The 17,719-nt window shown below is 57.7% G+C and carries 15 protein-coding genes; 4 read left to right on the forward strand and 11 right to left on the reverse strand.

The annotated features are described in order from the left end of the window. Window positions 1-147 precede the first annotated feature (147 nt). The 11 genes from P8S53_RS16580 to P8S53_RS16630 all read right to left on the reverse strand — a co-directional run bounded on the left by P8S53_RS16580 (window position 148) and on the right by P8S53_RS16630 (window position 12,160). Window positions 148-1,929, reverse strand: a complete 1,782-nt coding sequence (locus P8S53_RS16580) for an adenine deaminase (protein ID WP_277805084.1) — start codon at window positions 1,927-1,929, stop codon at window positions 148-150. Next, window positions 1,926-2,822: a nucleoside hydrolase gene (locus tag P8S53_RS16585; RefSeq protein WP_277805085.1), complete on the reverse strand. Its 897-nt coding sequence runs from the start codon at window positions 2,820-2,822 to the stop codon at window positions 1,926-1,928. The genes P8S53_RS16580 and P8S53_RS16585 overlap by 4 nt, the downstream gene beginning before the upstream one ends. Beyond that, on the reverse strand, window positions 2,819-3,832 hold the full coding sequence (locus P8S53_RS16590) for an ABC transporter ATP-binding protein (protein WP_277805086.1): 1,014 nt from the start codon (window positions 3,830-3,832) through the stop codon (window positions 2,819-2,821). Before P8S53_RS16590 ends, P8S53_RS16585 begins: the two co-directional genes overlap by 4 nt. Then, the gene (locus P8S53_RS16595) at window positions 3,825-4,601 is read right to left on the reverse strand and encodes an ABC transporter permease (RefSeq protein WP_277805087.1); all 777 of its coding nucleotides are present in this window, start codon (window positions 4,599-4,601) and stop codon (window positions 3,825-3,827) included. The genes P8S53_RS16590 and P8S53_RS16595 overlap by 8 nt, the downstream gene beginning before the upstream one ends. 4 nt (window positions 4,602-4,605) lie before the next feature. After that, window positions 4,606-5,430, reverse strand: coding sequence for an ABC transporter permease (locus P8S53_RS16600; protein WP_277805088.1), 825 nt, complete (start codon window positions 5,428-5,430; stop codon window positions 4,606-4,608). 80 nt (window positions 5,431-5,510) lie between these two features. Further along, entirely contained in the window at window positions 5,511-6,524 is a 1,014-nt protein-coding gene (locus P8S53_RS16605; RefSeq protein WP_277805089.1) for an extracellular solute-binding protein, read from the reverse strand. Continuing rightward, on the reverse strand, window positions 6,521-7,516 hold the full coding sequence (locus tag P8S53_RS16610; RefSeq protein ID WP_277805090.1) for a LacI family DNA-binding transcriptional regulator: 996 nt from the start codon (window positions 7,514-7,516) through the stop codon (window positions 6,521-6,523). Before P8S53_RS16610 ends, P8S53_RS16605 begins: the two co-directional genes overlap by 4 nt. A gap of 294 nt (window positions 7,517-7,810) precedes the next feature. Further along, window positions 7,811-8,644: a class II glutamine amidotransferase gene (locus tag P8S53_RS16615; protein WP_373418503.1), complete on the reverse strand. Its 834-nt coding sequence runs from the start codon at window positions 8,642-8,644 to the stop codon at window positions 7,811-7,813. 1 nt (window position 8,645) lies between these two features. Continuing rightward, window positions 8,646-10,124 (reverse strand): aminotransferase class V-fold PLP-dependent enzyme, encoded by a 1,479-nt coding sequence (locus P8S53_RS16620; RefSeq protein ID WP_277805091.1) that lies wholly within the window; start codon window positions 10,122-10,124, stop codon window positions 8,646-8,648. Window positions 10,125-10,497: 373 nt separating this feature from the next. Continuing rightward, a complete protein-coding gene (locus P8S53_RS16625) occupies window positions 10,498-11,289 on the reverse strand; it encodes an N-formylglutamate amidohydrolase (RefSeq protein WP_277805092.1) in 792 nt (263 codons plus the stop codon). Beyond that, window positions 11,279-12,160: a MurR/RpiR family transcriptional regulator gene (locus P8S53_RS16630; RefSeq protein ID WP_277805093.1), complete on the reverse strand. Its 882-nt coding sequence runs from the start codon at window positions 12,158-12,160 to the stop codon at window positions 11,279-11,281. The genes P8S53_RS16625 and P8S53_RS16630 overlap by 11 nt, the downstream gene beginning before the upstream one ends. 261 nt (window positions 12,161-12,421) lie before the next feature. Between P8S53_RS16630 and P8S53_RS16635 the strand changes: the two genes are divergently transcribed. The 4 genes from P8S53_RS16635 to P8S53_RS16650 all read left to right on the forward strand — a co-directional run bounded on the left by P8S53_RS16635 (window position 12,422) and on the right by P8S53_RS16650 (window position 17,693). Beyond that, window positions 12,422-13,939, forward strand: a complete 1,518-nt coding sequence (locus P8S53_RS16635; protein ID WP_277805094.1) for an ABC transporter substrate-binding protein — start codon at window positions 12,422-12,424, stop codon at window positions 13,937-13,939. Between the two features lie 156 nt (window positions 13,940-14,095). Further along, complete coding sequence (locus tag P8S53_RS16640) at window positions 14,096-15,070, forward strand: ABC transporter permease (protein WP_277805095.1); 975 nt, start codon at window positions 14,096-14,098, stop codon at window positions 15,068-15,070. 7 nt (window positions 15,071-15,077) lie between these two features. Continuing rightward, on the forward strand, window positions 15,078-16,007 hold the full coding sequence (locus P8S53_RS16645) for an ABC transporter permease (protein WP_277805096.1): 930 nt from the start codon (window positions 15,078-15,080) through the stop codon (window positions 16,005-16,007). A gap of 9 nt (window positions 16,008-16,016) precedes the next feature. Then, window positions 16,017-17,693, forward strand: coding sequence for an ABC transporter ATP-binding protein (locus tag P8S53_RS16650; RefSeq protein WP_277805097.1), 1,677 nt, complete (start codon window positions 16,017-16,019; stop codon window positions 17,691-17,693). The last annotated feature ends 26 nt before the right edge of the window (window positions 17,694-17,719 follow it).

The raw sequence follows: 17,719 nt of genomic DNA on the forward strand, positions 1-17,719 counted from the left end.
TGTGGGATAATGGCGTTGCCGTTTGCTCTGTTTGCCGAGGGGTTTCCCGCACCGGGATGATGCTTCTGGCCGTGGTCCGCGCTGAGGCTGCCACTATATTGGTTGGAGCTTGACGCAGTCCGGTCGCGGTTTTTCAGCCACGGCTATTCACGAAATTCCATCTTGCAGAATGCAGCTTTTCAGAACGCGCCCTTCAAACACGTCCACCAGCCCCAGATCACTTAATCGGGGTCCGGCGTTGCACACCAGTGACGCACCGAACAGCGCCTTGAACACCAGATAAGGGGGGTGCCAGTCCACCAGCGTATCAAGCGCGGCTTGCACAGTTGCGAACCCCTGCGCAACCTCGGGCAGGGGGCGGTCACTGACCAGCCCACAGATTGGCAGTGGCAGGCAGGCAACCACCTGCCCCATGCTGGCCACAGCCAGACCGCCGCCCGCATCGCGCACCGCAGTTGCGGCCACGGCCATATCCTGCGCGTTTTGCCCGAACACTGTCAGATTATGGCTGTCATGTGAAACTGTGGTTGCAAACGCACCGCGCCACGTTCCCCAGTTTTCCAGAAACGCCACCCGCATAGGGGTTGCAGCCCCGTGCCGGTTGATAATGCCCATACGGATCATGTCCGCTGGCAGCACCAGCCGGTCCTGCGCAACATCAACAATCCGCGTGCCCCATTCAGGAAAACGCGGTTTGGACAAGGTTGCAATGCGTGCTTTCGGCCCTTTGGCGGGAATTTCAAAATCTGCGGCAGTGATGGGGCCTATGCGCATACTGTCGTGCAAGGCGGGCGCTTGCACAGGGTGCGCAACGGTCAGAATACCGTCTTTCGCCACCACATGCCCATTTGCAACAACCTGACTTGCCTGCACCGCATGCACATCCGACAGCACCACCAGATCGGCACGCCGGCCGGGTGCAACAAGCCCCAGATCCCTGCGCCCTATGCGGGTGGCCGCGTTCAGTGTCGCCGCCCTGTAGGCCCAAAGCGGCGGCAGGCCACAGGCAATCATGCGCCGGATCACATGATCCAGCCCGCCCTTTTGTGTCAGTGCATCAGGGAACACATCATCCGTGCACAGAGTGACCGTTTGCGGCAGTTCGCCAAGCTCCAGCAAAGCCCGCGCGAATTCCGGCAGCAAATGATCATGCGAGCCGCGCAATTCGATGGTGAAGCCTGCTTCCAGCCTGGCTAGAAGATCGGCGGCGCTGGTCAGTTCATGGTCGGTTTCAACGCCGCTGGCTGCGAATGCCTGCAATTGCGGCCCTGCCAGACCACGGGCATGGCCGCAGACCCGCTTGCCACTGGCAAGGCCCGCGCCCACAATGCCCGATACACGGGCATCGCCCTGCAACAAGGCGTGCATGGTCATCAGCTCCGCCGCACCATGAATATCGCCGCGCGCAAGCCATTTTGCAACTGTCGCAGGGGTAAAATCCCCACCGCTGCATTCATACCCCGGTGCCGAGGGCACGCAGGTCGGCACCAGCGGCAACAGACGCAGTGCCATCCCTGTGACGGACCGACAGGCATAGTCCAGACCGGATTCGCCCATGACATTGGCAAATTCATGCGGGTCCCAAAGCGCAGTCGTCACCCCGCGCGGAACCACCGCCGCCGCATATTCCGAAGGCGTCACCATCGAACTTTCCACATGCATATGTGTGTCAATAAAACCGGGAACGATGATCTGCCCCGTCGCATCCAGCCGGACCTTGGCACAACAGGCGGGGTCAGGGGCATGGACACTGGCAATCAAGGGGCCAACAATGCCCACATCCGCGCGCCTTTGGCGGCCTGTCACCATGTCCAACACCATGCCCCCTTCGATCAGCAAATCAAACGGGGCCTGTCCCTGCGCGGCACGCACGGCCCTTGCGCGCAACTCCGGGGCGTTCAGGTCCATATCTGGGGTTGAGGGGGTCATGCGGGGTCTTTCCGTTCAAGCGCACCAAGGCAAAGCTGCGCAATATCATCCGAATATGTTGTTATGGCCAGTTGAACCGGCCCTGCGGGGTCGGGTGTGAACGCAGTTGCACCATAGCTGGCATCTGGCGTGGTGGACACGTCCATGCGCGTGCGCGCAAACCCGAACAGGCTGGGATGCAGCATCGCAAGTGCCGCAACCGGGTCATAGATGGCCATGTGTCCACGTCCGCGCGACAACCCAATATCCAGATAGCCCCCCAGAAGATCATGTGTCAGCGGGTCGGTATCTGGCATATCCTGTGGCCCGAAGGTCACCGTGCGGCACAGCATCAGGTCAATCACCTCCAGTGGCAGTCCCGCGCCCAGAACACAGGCAAGGGCCTCGGGGTCGGCAAGGGCGTTGAATTCTGCTGCGGGGGAATGGTTGCCCGGCCCGTTGCTGCCACCCATCCAGACCAGACGGGTAATCCGCGCGGCAGCGTCAGGATGGCGCTGAACCAGATGGGCCAGATTGGTCAGCGGTCCCAGCGCCAATACCTGTCGCGGGGGCTGGGTGTCATGCAACCAAGCGGCCAGTGCATCAACGGCGCTTAGGGGTGACAGCGGCACATCCCCCACAGGCAGGCGGCGGCCACGGGTTTGCATGCCATCTGCGCCCAGAATACGCGCCGCTGTTTCCTGCGGACGCAAAAGCGGGCGATCCGCCCCGCGATATAAAGGCGCATCCAGCCCGTAGGCATGCACTGCGCCTTGTGCGTTGGACACCACCTGCGGCAGTTCCGCATTGCCTGCCACAAGGGATATGCCCGCAAGGCTTGCACCCGCGCGTTGCAGAAACAGCAAGGCCCAAAGATCATCAAACCCAAGGTCCGTATCAACCCAGATGGTCATTGCTGAAGCCCGCACGCTGTGTGCTTGGGCAAATCAAACTGCACCATGTCACCCAATGGCACTTCGGGCAGGTCGATCGCGGCATCAGCCTTGATCTGGCCCAACGCGCAATCAATGACATATTCCCGGTGTCCGCCTGCAAAGCTGGATGCCCGAACCCGCCCGGAATGCGGCCCCTTGCCAACCTGCACGCCGTCCGGGCGCCATGCCAGCAGTGGGCTGTCAGACCGGAACCCGGCGCGCACGCGCCCCGCGTCAGACACCAGAGTGTCGCCTTCAACCCGAAAGATATTCTCAAAGCCCATGAAATCGGCAGCGAAGGCCGTTCTGGGGCGGGCATAAAGTTCTGCGGGCGTGCCAAGCTGTTCGATCTTGCCGTCCTTCATCAACACAATCCGGTCGGCCAGGGCCAGCGCTTCGGCCTGATCATGTGTAACAAAAACCATCGTCACGCCGGTTTCCTTTTGCACACGCTGCAATTCGGTGCGCATTTCCAGCCGCAGGCGTGCATCAAGGTTGGACAGTGGTTCATCCAGCAACAATACTTTTGGCTGCATGACAAGGGACCGCGCCAACGCAAGGCGCTGCTGCTGCCCGCCTGACATTTCAGCGGGTTTGCGCCCCTCGAATGCGGCCAGCCCCACCGTCGCAAGCCCCGCACGGGTGCGGCTGTCAATCTGCGCCTGTGGCAGCTTTTGCAACCGCAGCCCGAAGGCCACGTTTTCAAACGCGTTCAAGTGCGGGAACAGTGCATAGGACTGAAACACCAACCCGATACCGCGTTTGTTGGCGGGCACGCGGGTTACATCACGCCCGTCAATGCTGATGCGTCCGCTATCGGGCACCAGCAGGCCCGCGATGGCGCGCATTGTTGTGGTCTTGCCGCAACCGGACGGCCCCAACAGCGCGATCAGCTCGCCCTTGCGGATGGACAGGTTCAGCGATGGCACTGCAACGCTTTTCCCGTAGGCCAGCGTCAGATCGGAAAGTTGCACGAAAGTGTCAGACATAACGAGAGAACCCCAGCAAGCGTTCAGCAATGAAAACAATGGCAAGCGACATGAATGCCAGCAGCGCAGACAATGCCGCCACCGACGGATCAAAGGTGATTTCCATATAGGCAAGCATATCTATCGGCAGTGTGCGCACCCCCGGCCCGGACAGAAACAGCGACACCGGCACCTGATTGAATGATGTCACAAACCCCAGAATGAACGCCGCCAGAACACCCCCGCGAATATTGGGCAAAACCACCTTGGCAAATGCCTGAAACCGCGTGGCGCCCAGCAAAACCGCCGCTTCTTCCATATCGGCGCGCAGGTTATGCATGGACGATGAAACAACCCGCACGGCATAGGGCAGAACCAGCGCTGTATGCGCCATGAACAACGCGGCAGTGATGGTCACGTTCAAGGGAAGAACCATGTAGCGCAACAACGCCAGCCCAACGATGATACCGGGCACGATGATCGGCGCGGCCACAATGGTGCGCACGGTTTCGGCCCCCGGCAGGTCATACCGGTTCAGCGCATAGGCCGCCGGAATTCCCAGAACCAGCGCGGCCAATGTCCCGAAAACCGCAAGCCCCATGGACAGTGCAAAACTGGCGCGGAAGCTCTCGATCGTAAACACCTTCAGATACCATTTCAGCGACAGCCCCTCTGGCGGGAAAGCAAGGTTCTGCCCCGCCGAAGCCCCCGCCAGAATGATGATGATGAACGGCCCGATCAGGAAAGTCAGCGTCAGGCCCAGAATGGTCCAGTTGGCAAAATGGCGCATCTGTTCAACGTCCCCGCACGGTGGCAATGCGCTTCAGCAGCAGGTTGGCCGCGAAGGACATTACAATCAGGATCATGGCAATCACACTGGCTGACACGAAATCATTGGCCACATTCACGCGCTGATACAGCAATGTTTCCAGCATCAGCACCTTGGACCCGCCCAGAATGGCCGGTGTGATATAGGCCGTCAGCGCACCAGTGAAGACAAGGGTTCCCCCGATCACCAGCCCTTCTTTGGTCAAAGGCAGGATCACCTTGAAAAACACCGCAAACCAGTTCGCCCCCAGAACACGCGCGGCCGGGATGACATCGCGCGGAATATTCTCCATTGCGGAAACAAGGCTGATGATCATCAGCGGCAGGAAAAGCTGCAACAAGCCGATAAACACCGCCGTTTCCGTAAACAGCAACCGCAGCGGTGTTTGCGACAGGCCCAGCCCCATAATGGTTTCGTTCACAATGCCGGTGCGGCCCAGAATGACAATCCAGGCGTAAGTTCGCGCAACCGGTGAAATCATCAGCGGCAAAATAACCAGTCCAAACACCCTGCCGCGTGATTTCGGGTCAAGATTGACAATGCAAAACGCAGCCGCATACCCGATCACTGCTGCCGTGCCTGCCACCAGAACACCCAGTTTCAACGTGCGCAAAAATACGGTGCGGTGCAGCGGCACCGAAAAGAAGTCGATATACCCCTGCACCGACCAGCCGCCATCCGCACGAAAAGCTTCCGACAATAAAATGGCCACTGGCACCAAGAAAAGCAGGGTTGCGAAAATGACAGCGGGCAACGCAAGCGCAAGCCCCTCTCGCGGGTTACGAAACATGATAAAATCCTGTTTGAGGGATCAGGTCAGGCCCGGTGGCGTGCGAACGGGGGCGGACACCGCCGCCCCCGCCCGTGCGTTTAGCGGATAACTTCGTTATTCCACTGGTTCACCCAATCTTCGCGCTGGTCCAGAATTTCGGCAGCGCTCAGAATGTTCAGTGCATCAATCACCTCGGCACCATAGGTCAGGTTTTCGGCGGCCTCGTCACTTAGCACAACCTCGCGGTTGGCGGGGCTGTCCACCAGCATTTCGCCGATCTTGGTCTGAACCTCGACGGACAGCCAGTAATCCATGAACTGATACGCCAGATCTTCATTCCCGTTGCCTGCTGTCATGACCATCACATTCATGCCACCGGCCTGCCCTTCGGCGGGGTCCGCCCATGAAAATGGCAGTGCGGAATTCTTGAAGCTGCCCCATGCGAAGCGCCCGACAGGGGCGGCAATCACCTCTTGCTGGTTCATAAGCTGCACCAGTTCCGATGACCGCGAATAGAAGGTGACAATATCATCAGACCGCGCGCCGATTGCGGACAGCACAGGCGCATAGTCATCTTCATGCCCAAGTGCCTTGCCCAGCATCATCAGCGTCAGCGGTCCTTGGGTTGTTGTAATATTGGGCAAGGTGACCTGCCCGGCCAGCGCATCACCCAACAAATCAGCCCAGGAATTGATTTCAACCAGATCGGAGCGATACACAATCGATGTGGCGTAATAGGTATACCCCACGGCCATGTTTTCGCCGATCGGGTCTTTTGCAGATTCGTAAAGCTGATCGAAATTGCTCAGGCGCGTTGTGTCCAGCGGTGCAATCAGGCCTTTGCGCGCAAGGCTCAGGGCGTCTTGTGTTGAAATGACAGCCATATCAATGACGGGGTTTGCGGCGTTCGCCTCGATCTTGGCCATGCGTTCCACGCTGTTGCCTGTCTCGACAACCAGACGGCAGCCGCACATTTCCTCAAATGGGGCATAAAGCGCTTCGCGGTATTCATCCTGTGCGAAGGAATAGACCGAAATTGTCAGCGTCTGGTTTGCCGCCGCGGCACTGGCACTGGCGCAGCCAAGTATAATTGCAGGGATCAGTTGTTTCATGTCCGGAACTCCGTGTTGGGTTGGGGGGTGGTGGTTGGTGTCGGTGCGCGCGTGGTGGACGCCCGCAGCACCAACTGCATCGGCACCGCCACGCCTTGGGTCTGGTCGGGCTTTTGCGCGATTCTATCGGTCAGGATGCGCAGGGCATAGGTCGCGATGGTGTCCATGTCCTGCGCAACAGTGGTCAGGGCGGGATGCATGGCCAATGCCAGCGGCAGGTCGTCGAACCCCGTCAGACTGATGTCGGCGGGCACGCGGACCCCGGCTTGCGACAGGCGCGAATGTGCACCAAGCGCCAGCAGATCAGACGTTGCCATCACCGCGCTGACACCTTCCGCCGCAAGCGCGCACAATCTGGCCAGTCCGTCGTCGCCCCAGATAGTGTGGCAGGTAACATCAGGCCCCAGACCCGCAATCATGCCCTTGATGCGGTCTTGCTGAACCTCGGACACCGGGTCGCCCCCCAGCAGGGCCACATGTGTGTGACCAAGTTCTGAAATATGGCGCCCCAGCAAGGTGCCGCCCCCCACATGGTCGCCCGCCACAGCCGAGCGCGGGTCAGACGCCGTGTTTATGATGACATTGGGCAGACCGGCAGGAACTTCGGGCGATGTGCCTTTTTGCGGGACGATCAACACGCCATCCACACCCCGATCCGCAAGCCAGTGAATGGCTTCTCGCTGGCGGTCGGCATTGCCGCGCGAATCCCCGATAAGGATGCCCAGCCCGCGCTGTTCGGCCGCAATCGAAAGGCTTTGGGCAATGCGTGGAAACAAGGGGTTTGTCAGGTCCGGCATGACCAGCCCAAGCACACCGCTTTGTCCGGTTTTCAACGCCCGCGCGAATACACTTGGCTTGTAGCCTATGGCCTGCGCATAGGCCTTGATGCGCGCACTCATATCTTCGGATACACGCCCCTTGCCCGTCAGCACGTTTGAAACGGTGGCGACCGAAACACCCATTTCCTTTGCAATCTGTTTCAGACTCGCCATCTGTTTCTCCTTTGGTGTAACGATTAATCTATCAGATTTTGACAGGTCAACGCCTAATTAAAGGTTTAATCAAAATTAACCTGGACGAAGAAAGATGATGCATAAAAATGCAGCGACGCTGTATCGGACAAGGGCGTTTCAAAAATGATCCCGGAAAAATTCACGATTTTTCCGGGATACGGTTACTGCAAATCTTCGGGGTTCAGGGCCGGGGGCGCGGAACACGGACTCAAGGTGCATCTTTCCTTGGCAGGGCGGCTGCTTCCAATGTGATGTCCCCTTGGGGAAAGGGGTTTACGCCCTCTCGTGGGCCTTTTGGGCGGGCTGTTCTGCTTTCCGGCCTTGGGTTGCGTCTGCATTCTCTGGTATGAACGGAAGAATCTGAAAATCGTTTTGCGTTACCATAAGTGCGGTATTTTCTGGCACTTCTGTCCAGTCGTTTCCATTGTTATCCAGCGGTTCTGATACGATCAAAGTTCCTTCTGAAGACTGCTGGTAATATAAAGATGGGGCGTGTTCATCAGACGCATATCGTGCCGCATAAAGCGACTGACCATCTGACCAGCAGGCGGTGAAGCGCATGTTTGGCGTTGCGTCGATATCGCGTGCAAGCGCTTCTATCTGTCGAACAGCGCGGGCCATTGCCCCCACGGGGGAGTCTTCCAAGCCCAATCCCATCGCGGTCAGGAATAGTGCCTCACTGTCGGTCGCCCCAAAGCGGTGGGCATACAGCGCCTCATCAATGCCCATCTCAACGCGTCTGCGAAGCTTCCCGAACCCGCCCACCATACCGTTATGCATGAAAGACCAGCGACGCAGCGCGAAGGGGTGGCAATTATTGTAGCTGGTGGCACTGCCAGTCGATGCGCGGACATGCGCAAGAAATACCGGTGCCGCAATCTGCCGCGCGATTTGCAACAAATTCGGGTCAGACCAGGCCGGACGCGTGTCTTTGTATACCCCCGGTTCTGGAAGCGCGCCATACCACGCCACGCCCACGCCGTCAGCATTGATGGCGGTTTTGCAGCTATGCGCGTCCCGACTTTGATGAATGAGCGAATGCGCAGGACGGCTGATCAGGTCTTCCATGAAAAGCGGCTTGCCAAGCCATGCAACCCATCTGCACATATTATGCCACCGCCGTTCTGGCACCTGAAGTGCTGTCGGTGGGCGCGAAACGCGCTGTGGCAAAATCTGCGGCATAGGCATCTGCCATCGGATGTGGGTTGCGGGCCAGTTCATCGACCGCCCTGATGATCAGATCCGCTTTTGCATCATCCAGCAGCACGCTGAAGTTCAGGCGCACCCAGCCCGGTTTGGCCATTTCATCGCCAGACAGAATTGCGTCGCGCATGGTATCGGACTGTGCGGCATCGATGTTCAGCAACCTATGGGCATAGGGGCCAGCGCAAGCGCAGCCGCCCCGCGCCTGAATCCCGTAGCAATCGCTTAGCATGCGCGTGAACAGCTGGTGATGGACATGGCCACCCCGCGCGTCCCGAACCCGAAACGCGAAGATCGGCAGCCGTGGTCCCTTGTCTATGCCCAGCAATTCCAGCCGGGGGTTTTTGGCCCAAGCCTGTTGGGCACGGGCTGCAAAATCTGCGTGCCTTGTGTCCATCACTTGCTGACCAATCGCGTTTTTCACAATGAAGACCATCGCCGCGCGGATATCACCGACCACATTTGGTGTTCCGGCTTCTTCGCGTTCGACCAGCCCCTGCGCATAGACGTGTCCCCACGGGGACACGAACCGGACAGTGCCGCCACCGGGGTGCACCGGGCGGCTGCGGGACACCGCATCCTTTCTGACAATCAAAACACCCGACGCGCCCGGACCACCGATAAATTTATGCGGTGAAATCACGACCGCATCTATTGCACAATCGGTGCCGGCTTTCATGTCTATCGGCAGATAGGGGCCAGCACCCGCATAATCCCACATGCTAAGGACATCATGTGCATTCAACAGCCGTGTCACCGCATCGACATCGGTGATGACACCGGTGACATTCGACGCGGCTGAAAATGCGCCGATCCGCAGATCGGCGCCGCGGGTTTCGGCCAGCGCGCGGGCCAGCGCGTCAAGGTCTGGTCCGCCCCCGGCCGCTTCGGGAATTTCGATGACGTCTGCGCCAGACTCTCGCCACGGGAGGATGTTGGAATGGTGCTCATAAGGCCCGACAAACACCACCGCACGCCCGTTGCGTGCCAATATATCGGGCACACCAAACAGATGGACCAGACGATTGATGCCCGCCGTGGCGCCTGCACCTGCGAAAATGACCGCATGATTGTCATCAGCGCCGGTCATCCGTGCAATGATACCACGCGCGGCGCGGCGCATTCTTGTCATTGTGGACCCGCAAAACGATGCTTCGGTATGGCTGTTGGCGTACCAGGGCAACACCTCGGTCATGACGAATTGTTCTACCTGTTCCAGTGCGCGCCCCGATGCGACGTAATCCGCATAGAGAAGGGGGTTGGTGCCAAAGGGGCCAGGCACGGGCATCCCGTCCCCGATCAGGCCGCGACGAAGCCAGCCTACCAGATCAGGACGATCAAAACGACGCGCAAAGCGATCAAGCGGGTTTTCGGCTGCGGTCATGGTGTAGGTTCCTTTCGGCGTTGAACAGGTTCCTTTCAACTATGAACAATTCCAGCGATCATGCGACACGGTTTGTTCCAATATAAATGCTATTTTGTGGTCAATACTGCACGATTTTACGCAGTATTCGATCAAATGATCCATGACCGCCGCGACGGGGGTTCGACCAGATGTTTTCGAAGTTTGTTTCATGGTGGGTGCATGGCACCCGGTCGCTATGTCAAACCGGGGTGATCGGGGACCAGCCCCAGGCCTTTGGCCCACGCGCGGCGGACAGGAGCTGTTCCAATGTATTTGATTCCACTGCCGGACAGGCAAACGTAGCTACATGCACAATCGATTGCCGAGGGCCAAAAGATCGCAAACGCGTCTATCAGCGCGATCTGTGATCGTAGCCTGCGGCAAGCCTGCGAAGGGCGCCAGCCAGCCGGAATGCCCATGCTTCGCGATCCTGACTGGTGGTCAAGGTGTCGTTGACAATTTCCAACCCGCAGCCGGGCAGGCCAGTGTCCCAACAATGATAATCCAACGTAAAGGATGTGCCGCGAAAACCACAATACGGGCTGTTTTCGGCCAGTTTCAACATCGCATCACGGTCAAGCAAGCCCAGAATTCCGTCTGACAGGCGACGGTCGTGATGCCAGAATGTGCCCGCATCAATAACGCGGCGTTCAGTGCCCAACTGGCGTGTGAAGCTGTGTAATGCCAGAAAAAACGGGGCCTTGTGACGGGTTTGCATCGCTGTCCACTGCCGATGAATTCTGCGATGATAGGGCCAGAAATACCGGCTTTGCCGATCAGCGCGCAGTGTTGGCGTCAGTCCGATATTTCCGGGAACCGTGACGCCGTCGCTATGTTCGGGAATAGATGTCGGATCAGCAATCCAGCGATTGCAATCAATCAGCAGCCGCGACTGGCGTGTAAGAATCGCAGGCGCGTCCAGCAAATGCGACAAGGCGCGCACAACCGGTGCGATGCCAATATCAACGCCAATGTGACGTTCAAGCACCGACCCCGGCAGGCCCAACCCTCGACAGGTGTCCGGCAAAGTGGCGCTGGCATGGTCGCAGAGCAATAGTGCAGGGAAATTCCCCTGTGGATTCAGAACCTCAATAGCTTCAGTATATTCCGCAGCACTGGCAAGAGGGGCGGGGTCATGCTTCATCGTTTGACTGTCCTGATGTTGCGTCAGATTGGTCCCGTGCTGCATAGGCTTGGCGCATTGCTTCGATTGCAGAAAGCCTTTCACGCGCGCGATCAGGATTGCGCGCTGCGACGGCGGCAACCAGTGCCTCGGTCTGTGCAATGGCCGGAATCCATGAATCAAATAGGGTTTCGGATTCTACCGGTGATACCAATGTCTTGTCTGCAAAGCTGGCAATCGGCGAACGCCAGCGATCAGTGAACAAGACAAGCCGCACGCGCCGTTGTGCCGCCAGACGTGCAAAACGGATGGTTTCGGGTTGATAGCGCCGGAAATCAAAAACAACCAATGTCACGCGGCTGTCATAGTCCACAAGTGTATCAGGCAGGGTCGGGGAACCCGGTTCAAGCAGATGAACCCCCGCACGAAGCTGCGCCAGATGCTGCGCCATGCGGGTCGCCAGAACCGCGCTGAACCGCCCGCCCAAAAAGTGGATCACGCTGCGTTCATCGGCCAGCAGATCCACGATCCCTTCAAAATCCCGTTCCACATAATTGGCCTGTGCTTGACCCAGTGACAGGGCAAGCATCTGCATATGCGCTTGATACAGTGAATGCTTCGCTTGCTGGCCCTGATCCTTGAACAAAGACAGAGGAGAGTTCAGGGTTTCCCCGATTTCGTCAATCAGGGATTTCTGAAATGCGGCGTATCCGCTGAATCCCAATTTATTGATAAACCGAAGCACCGTCGGAATGCTGACTCCCGCATTGGCAGCAAGATCGGCCACGGTTGAAAGTCCGGCTGCCGGATAATTCGCAAGCAATATGCGGCTTATCCGTTGTTCCTTGTTGGTCAGGCGCAGATCATGTTCGGCAAGCAGGTTCTTCAGCACTTGGCATTCCTTTGCATTGATCAGTATGCAATCATTTTGCGCATAATTTTCCTATTTGTATTAGAATATATATTTTTTGTTGACTGAAAAGCTAAAATGATGGAGGCATCAGGCAATAAGTTCAGAAACCCCTAGTCAGAGACAAAAACAATGATCAGACAAATTTTGCCGTCCGCCTCTCTTGCCGTGGCTTGTGCATTTATGGCGTTGCCTGCTTCCTCCGAAACTCTGCGTTTTGCATCTCAGGGTGACATCCTGAGTATGGACCCCTACATCGTGGAAGAAGTCTTTACGTCGGGTTTTCTGGGGAATGTCTACGAGGGGCTGATCCGGCGCGACTCTGACCTGGCGATCCAGCCTGCTCTTGCAGAAAGCTGGGAATTGCTGTCCCCGACACATTGGCGGTTTCATCTGCGGCAAGGGGTCGTCTTTCATGATGGCACACCTTTTACAGCGGATGACGTGGTGTTTAGCGCCGAACGCGTGCGGTCCGGGGATTCCAATTTCAAGAACAGGCTTGCGGCAGATACCGAAGTCGTCGCGGTGGATGATTACACGGTTGACTTTATCACCAGCGAACCCAATCCAATCCTGCATTATACATGGGCAAACTGGTATATAATGTCGCGCAGCTGGGCCGAGGCGAAGAATGTTGGCAACCCGAACCGCGCAAGTCAGGAAGAAAGTTATGCCACACTACATGGCAACGGCACTGGGCCTTTTCGGCTGGTAACCCGCGAGCCTGGTGTTCGCACAATTCTTGAAGCAAGCGAGAATTGGTGGGGCGCTGATGAATACCCGACAAATCTGACGCGGGTTGAATATACACCTGTTCCCAATGCAGCCACGCGTGTTGCGGCGTTGCTGTCGGAACAACTGGATCTGGTTTTCCCCGTATCCACACAGGACATCGCCCGCGTCGAGGCGACGCCTGGTGCCCGGATCGAGGCCGGCCCCGAAGTGCGCACCATGTATCTTACTATGAACCAGTGGAAAGATACGTTGCCGGGACATAACGTCGAGGGGGAAAACCCGCTAAAGGACCGGCGCGTGCGCGAGGCCCTGTATCGTGCCATTGATATTGAAGCGATCCGTGATCGTATCATGCGCGGGCGTGCCACTCCGGCGGCGTTGATGGTGGCGCCGGGCGTGAACGGTTATTCGGATGATTTTGAACGTTACCCCTTCGACCCTGAGGCCGCCCGCGCCTTGCTGGCCGAAGCCGGGTATCCTGACGGTTTTGGCATGACCTATCAGTGTTCGAATGACATGTATGTGAATGACGAGGCAATCTGTCTTGCGATTGCCAATATGCTATCACGCGTAGGTATTGATCTTCAGACCAATGTGCATGCGCGCGCGCAATACCTTGAAGCGATCATGCCGCCTGCAATGGATTTCGGCCTTGCCATGCTGGGCACAACACCAGCCAGCCTTGACAGCCATATCGCGCTTTATTCGCTGCATATGTGCCCGCGTGTGTCGGCAGATGCCCCGATCTGGGACCCGGAAACCCGCAGCGAGATCGTTGCCGGAAAATCCAACTTCGGCGGGTATTGCAACCCCGAGATTGACGCGCTTGCCGACGCAATCCTGACCGAGACGGATGAGGACGCGCGCGCGGCCCTGATACATCAGGCCTGGACGATCACAACGCAGGATGTTGCCTATATTCCGTTGCACCAATCCTGGGGCGCATGGGGACTGCGTGAAGATATAAGCGTGGAATTGCGTTCGGATAATATTTTCGACTGGCGCTATGTCGTTATCGACAGATAGAAAAGCAACCTTATACGGCCCGCCAACAGGGCGGGCCGTATAAGACCCAACCGGCAGTTTGGCTGTTTGGGCCGTCCATTGCCGGAATTGCTGCCGCTGCCCGGCAGGCCCGGAACGACGGGCTGAAATCTTAACATCTATCATGATGGGGTCGGTATGATCCGTTTCCTAATCCAGCGCCTAATGCAGGCCGCGACCGTTCTGATTGTTGTCGCATTATTAGCATTTGTCATGTTCCGCTTTGCTGGTGATCCGGTCGCACAGTTGATCAGCGAGGACACGAGTTTCGAGGATCAAGCAGCCCTGCGCGCAGCGATGGGGCTGGATGACCCTTTGGCATTGCAGTTTGTTCAATTCATCGGACGCGCGTTACAGGGTAACTTTGGCCTGTCCTACCAGATGGGACAGCCGGTCGCGTCGTTGCTGGCAGACCGTCTTCCCGCATCCATTGAATTGAGTCTGGTCGCTTTTGCACTGGCGCTGATAGTTGGCATTCCGATGGGGGTGTATTCAGGATTACGGCCGGATCACTGGCTGTCGCGGGTATTTATGATTGTATCCCTGGCAGGCATATCGCTTCCGACATTCCTGATCGGGATTATGCTGATTCTTGTGTTCGGGGTGGAACTTGGCGCATTCCCGACATTCGGACGCGGTGCAACTGTTGATCTGGGGTGGTGGACCACTGGTCTGCTAACTTTCTCGGGGTGGCATTCCATCTTGCTGCCAGCAGTGACGCTGGGCCTGTTTCAGATGACTTTTATCATGCGGCTGGTGCGCGCTGAAATGCTGGAAGTGCTGCGCGCCGATTACATCAAATTTGCCCGCGCACGGGGTGTGTCCCGGCACCGTATTCATTTCAGTCATGCGCTGAAAAATACGCTTGTGCCGGTTATGACGATTGCGGGCCTGCAACTGGGGTCAATCATTGCCTTCGGTATCGTGACCGAAAGCGTTTTCCAATGGCCGGGTGTCGGACTGTTGTTCATACAGGCGATCTCCACGGTCGATATTCCGATCATGTCCACCTACTTGCTGCTGGTCGCCATGATCTTCGTGACGATCAACCTGATCGTCGATCTGTTGTATTTTCTCGTTGATCCGCGTCTGCGGGTCTCGAACAAGACATGAGATCATCATGAACCCTGACAGGCACCCCTCCCTTGTAATGCGGCTTATTGACAGTGATGCGGGATATAAGTTCCGCAAGTCACCTGTGACAATTCTGGCCGCGATCTGCGCTGTGGTGATGATTGGCGCAGCCATCTTCGCGCCGCTTATCGCCCCCACAAACCCGTTCGACCGCGCATCTATCGACCTGATGAACTCGCTTATGCCGCCCGCATGGCAAAGCGGGGGTGATATGGCATTTCTGCTGGGAACGGATGATCAGGGGCGCGACATGCTGTCGGCCATCCTTTACGGCACGCGCACATCGGTCATGGTCGGTGCAATCTCTGTGGTTCTGGCGGTCAGCCTTGGCCTGCTGCTGGGGCTGTTGGCCGGGTATGTGGGCGGGCTGACGGATACCCTGATCATGCGGATCGTTGATATCCAGATGACCTTTCCCGCGATTATGGTTGCCCTGCTGATTGACGGGGTGACGCGCATCTTCCTGCCGCGCGATCAGCATGAGCATCTGGCGGTCTTCGTCATCATCCTTGCCATGGCGCTGTCGATCTGGCCACAGGTGGCGCGCACAGTGCGCGCGTCGACCATGGTTGAAAAAAGCCGCGAATATGTGCAGGCCGCACAGGTTATCGGGCGCGGTCCGGCAATTATTATGGCGCGCCACATTCTGCCCAATGTCATGGGGCCAGTGCTGGTCATTGCAACAATAAATCTGGGCGTAGCGATCCTGGGCGAGGCAACGCTTAGTTTTCTTGGCTTGGGTGTGCCCGCAGGCGAGCCGTCACTGGGCACGCTGATCCGCATAGGCAATAATTTTATCTTTTCGGGCGAACGCTGGATGTTGATTTATCCGGGGCTGGCACTGGCGCTGCTGGTGCTGTCGGTCAACCTTCTTGGTGACTGGTTGCGCGATGTCCTTGACCCCAAGTTACGCTGAGGCACTGCCATGACCCTTTTGTCGATCAAGAATCTGACTGTTGAATATCCGGGCCGCAAGGGGACATTCACCGCAGTTGACGATGTGTCGCTGGACGTTGCGCCCGGTGAAATTCTGGGGCTTGTGGGTGAATCCGGGGCGGGCAAGTCAACCATCGGCACAGCTTTGATGGGATTGCTGGATGCGCCGGGCCGTGTGGCCAGCGGGCAGATATTGCTGGATGGTGAAGATACGTCGCGCATTCCACATCTGCTTGGTCGCCGGATTTCGATGATTTTTCAAGATCCACTGACCAGCCTGAACCCGCTGTTCACGGTTGAACAACAACTGACTGAAACAATCCGGTCTCACCGCAAGATGCCGCAATCACAGGCCCGCACAGAGGCGATTGCCTTGCTTGCCTCTGTCGGGATCGCGGACCCTGAAACGCGGATCGACCAATATCCGCATCAGTTCTCGGGTGGTATGCGCCAGCGCGTGGTGATTGCGCTGGCGCTGTGTTCAGACCCTGATCTGATTATCGCTGATGAACCCACAACCGCGCTGGACGTATCGGTTCAGGCACAAGTGCTAAATCTGATCCGCGATCTTGCCATCAGCCGCAAACTGGGTGTTATCCTTGTGACCCATGATATGGGCGTGATTGCACAGACTGCCGACAGGGTTGCGGTGATGTATCGGGGGCGGCTGGTTGAAATCGGCCCCACACGGCAGGTGATCGACAACCCGTCGCATGACTACACCAAAAGCCTGATCGCCGCAGTGCCGCGGGCAGATATCAAGCTGGACCGATTTCCGCGGGTGGCCTATGGCACTGATCCGCAGGGCGACAGCGGTGAAGTGTCGGTTTCAGGGCAATGGCTGCGCAAAACCGATGGGATTCACGCGCGTGGTGCCGGGCCGTTGGTGTCGGTGCGTGACCTAAGTATCCGTTTCCAGACTGTCGGGGCGATCCTGCCACGAAACCGCCGCTATATCGACGCGGTAAAAGATGTCAGCTTCGACGTTCACCACGGCGAGGTGTTGGGGCTGGTTGGTGAATCCGGCAGCGGCAAATCGACAGTGGCGCGAATGCTTGCGGGCATCTACCGGCCCGGCGGTGGGTCAATCCATTTCGACGGGCAGGATATCGGTGCCGTGCGGTCACGGCGTGAACAGCAAGCCATCCGGCGTCAAGTCCAGATGATCTTTCAAGACCCGTATTCTTCGCTGAACCCGCGTATGCGCGTCGCACAGATTGTGGCAGAGCCTATTCATCATAATCGTCTGACAAGCAGCGCGAATGAGACACGGAATATCGTCAATGACCTGCTGGAGGTGGTGGGCTTGGGTGCACAGGCCGGGCGCAAATTTCCACATGAATTCTCAGGTGGCCAGCGGCAACGTATTTCTATTGCCCGCGCACTGGCCACCCGCCCCCGGTTTCTGATCTGCGATGAGCCAACGTCTGCGCTGGATGTATCCATTCAGGCGCAAATTCTTAATTTGCTAAAGGATCTGCGGGATATTCTGGATCTTACGGTGCTGTTTATCAGCCACGACCTGCCAGTGGTGCGGCAGATGTGCGACCGCGTTGCTGTGATGCGCCTTGGCCAGATTTGCGAATTGCGCGAGACAGACGCCCTTTTCGAAAACCCTCAGGCACCCTATACACAGGAACTCGTCAACTTGATTCCGCGTATGTAAACTGCATCTGGCTGAATATGGACGCG

Source organism: Roseinatronobacter sp. S2, assembly GCF_029581395.1.
In the GTDB taxonomy this organism is placed as follows: domain Bacteria; phylum Pseudomonadota; class Alphaproteobacteria; order Rhodobacterales; family Rhodobacteraceae; genus Roseinatronobacter.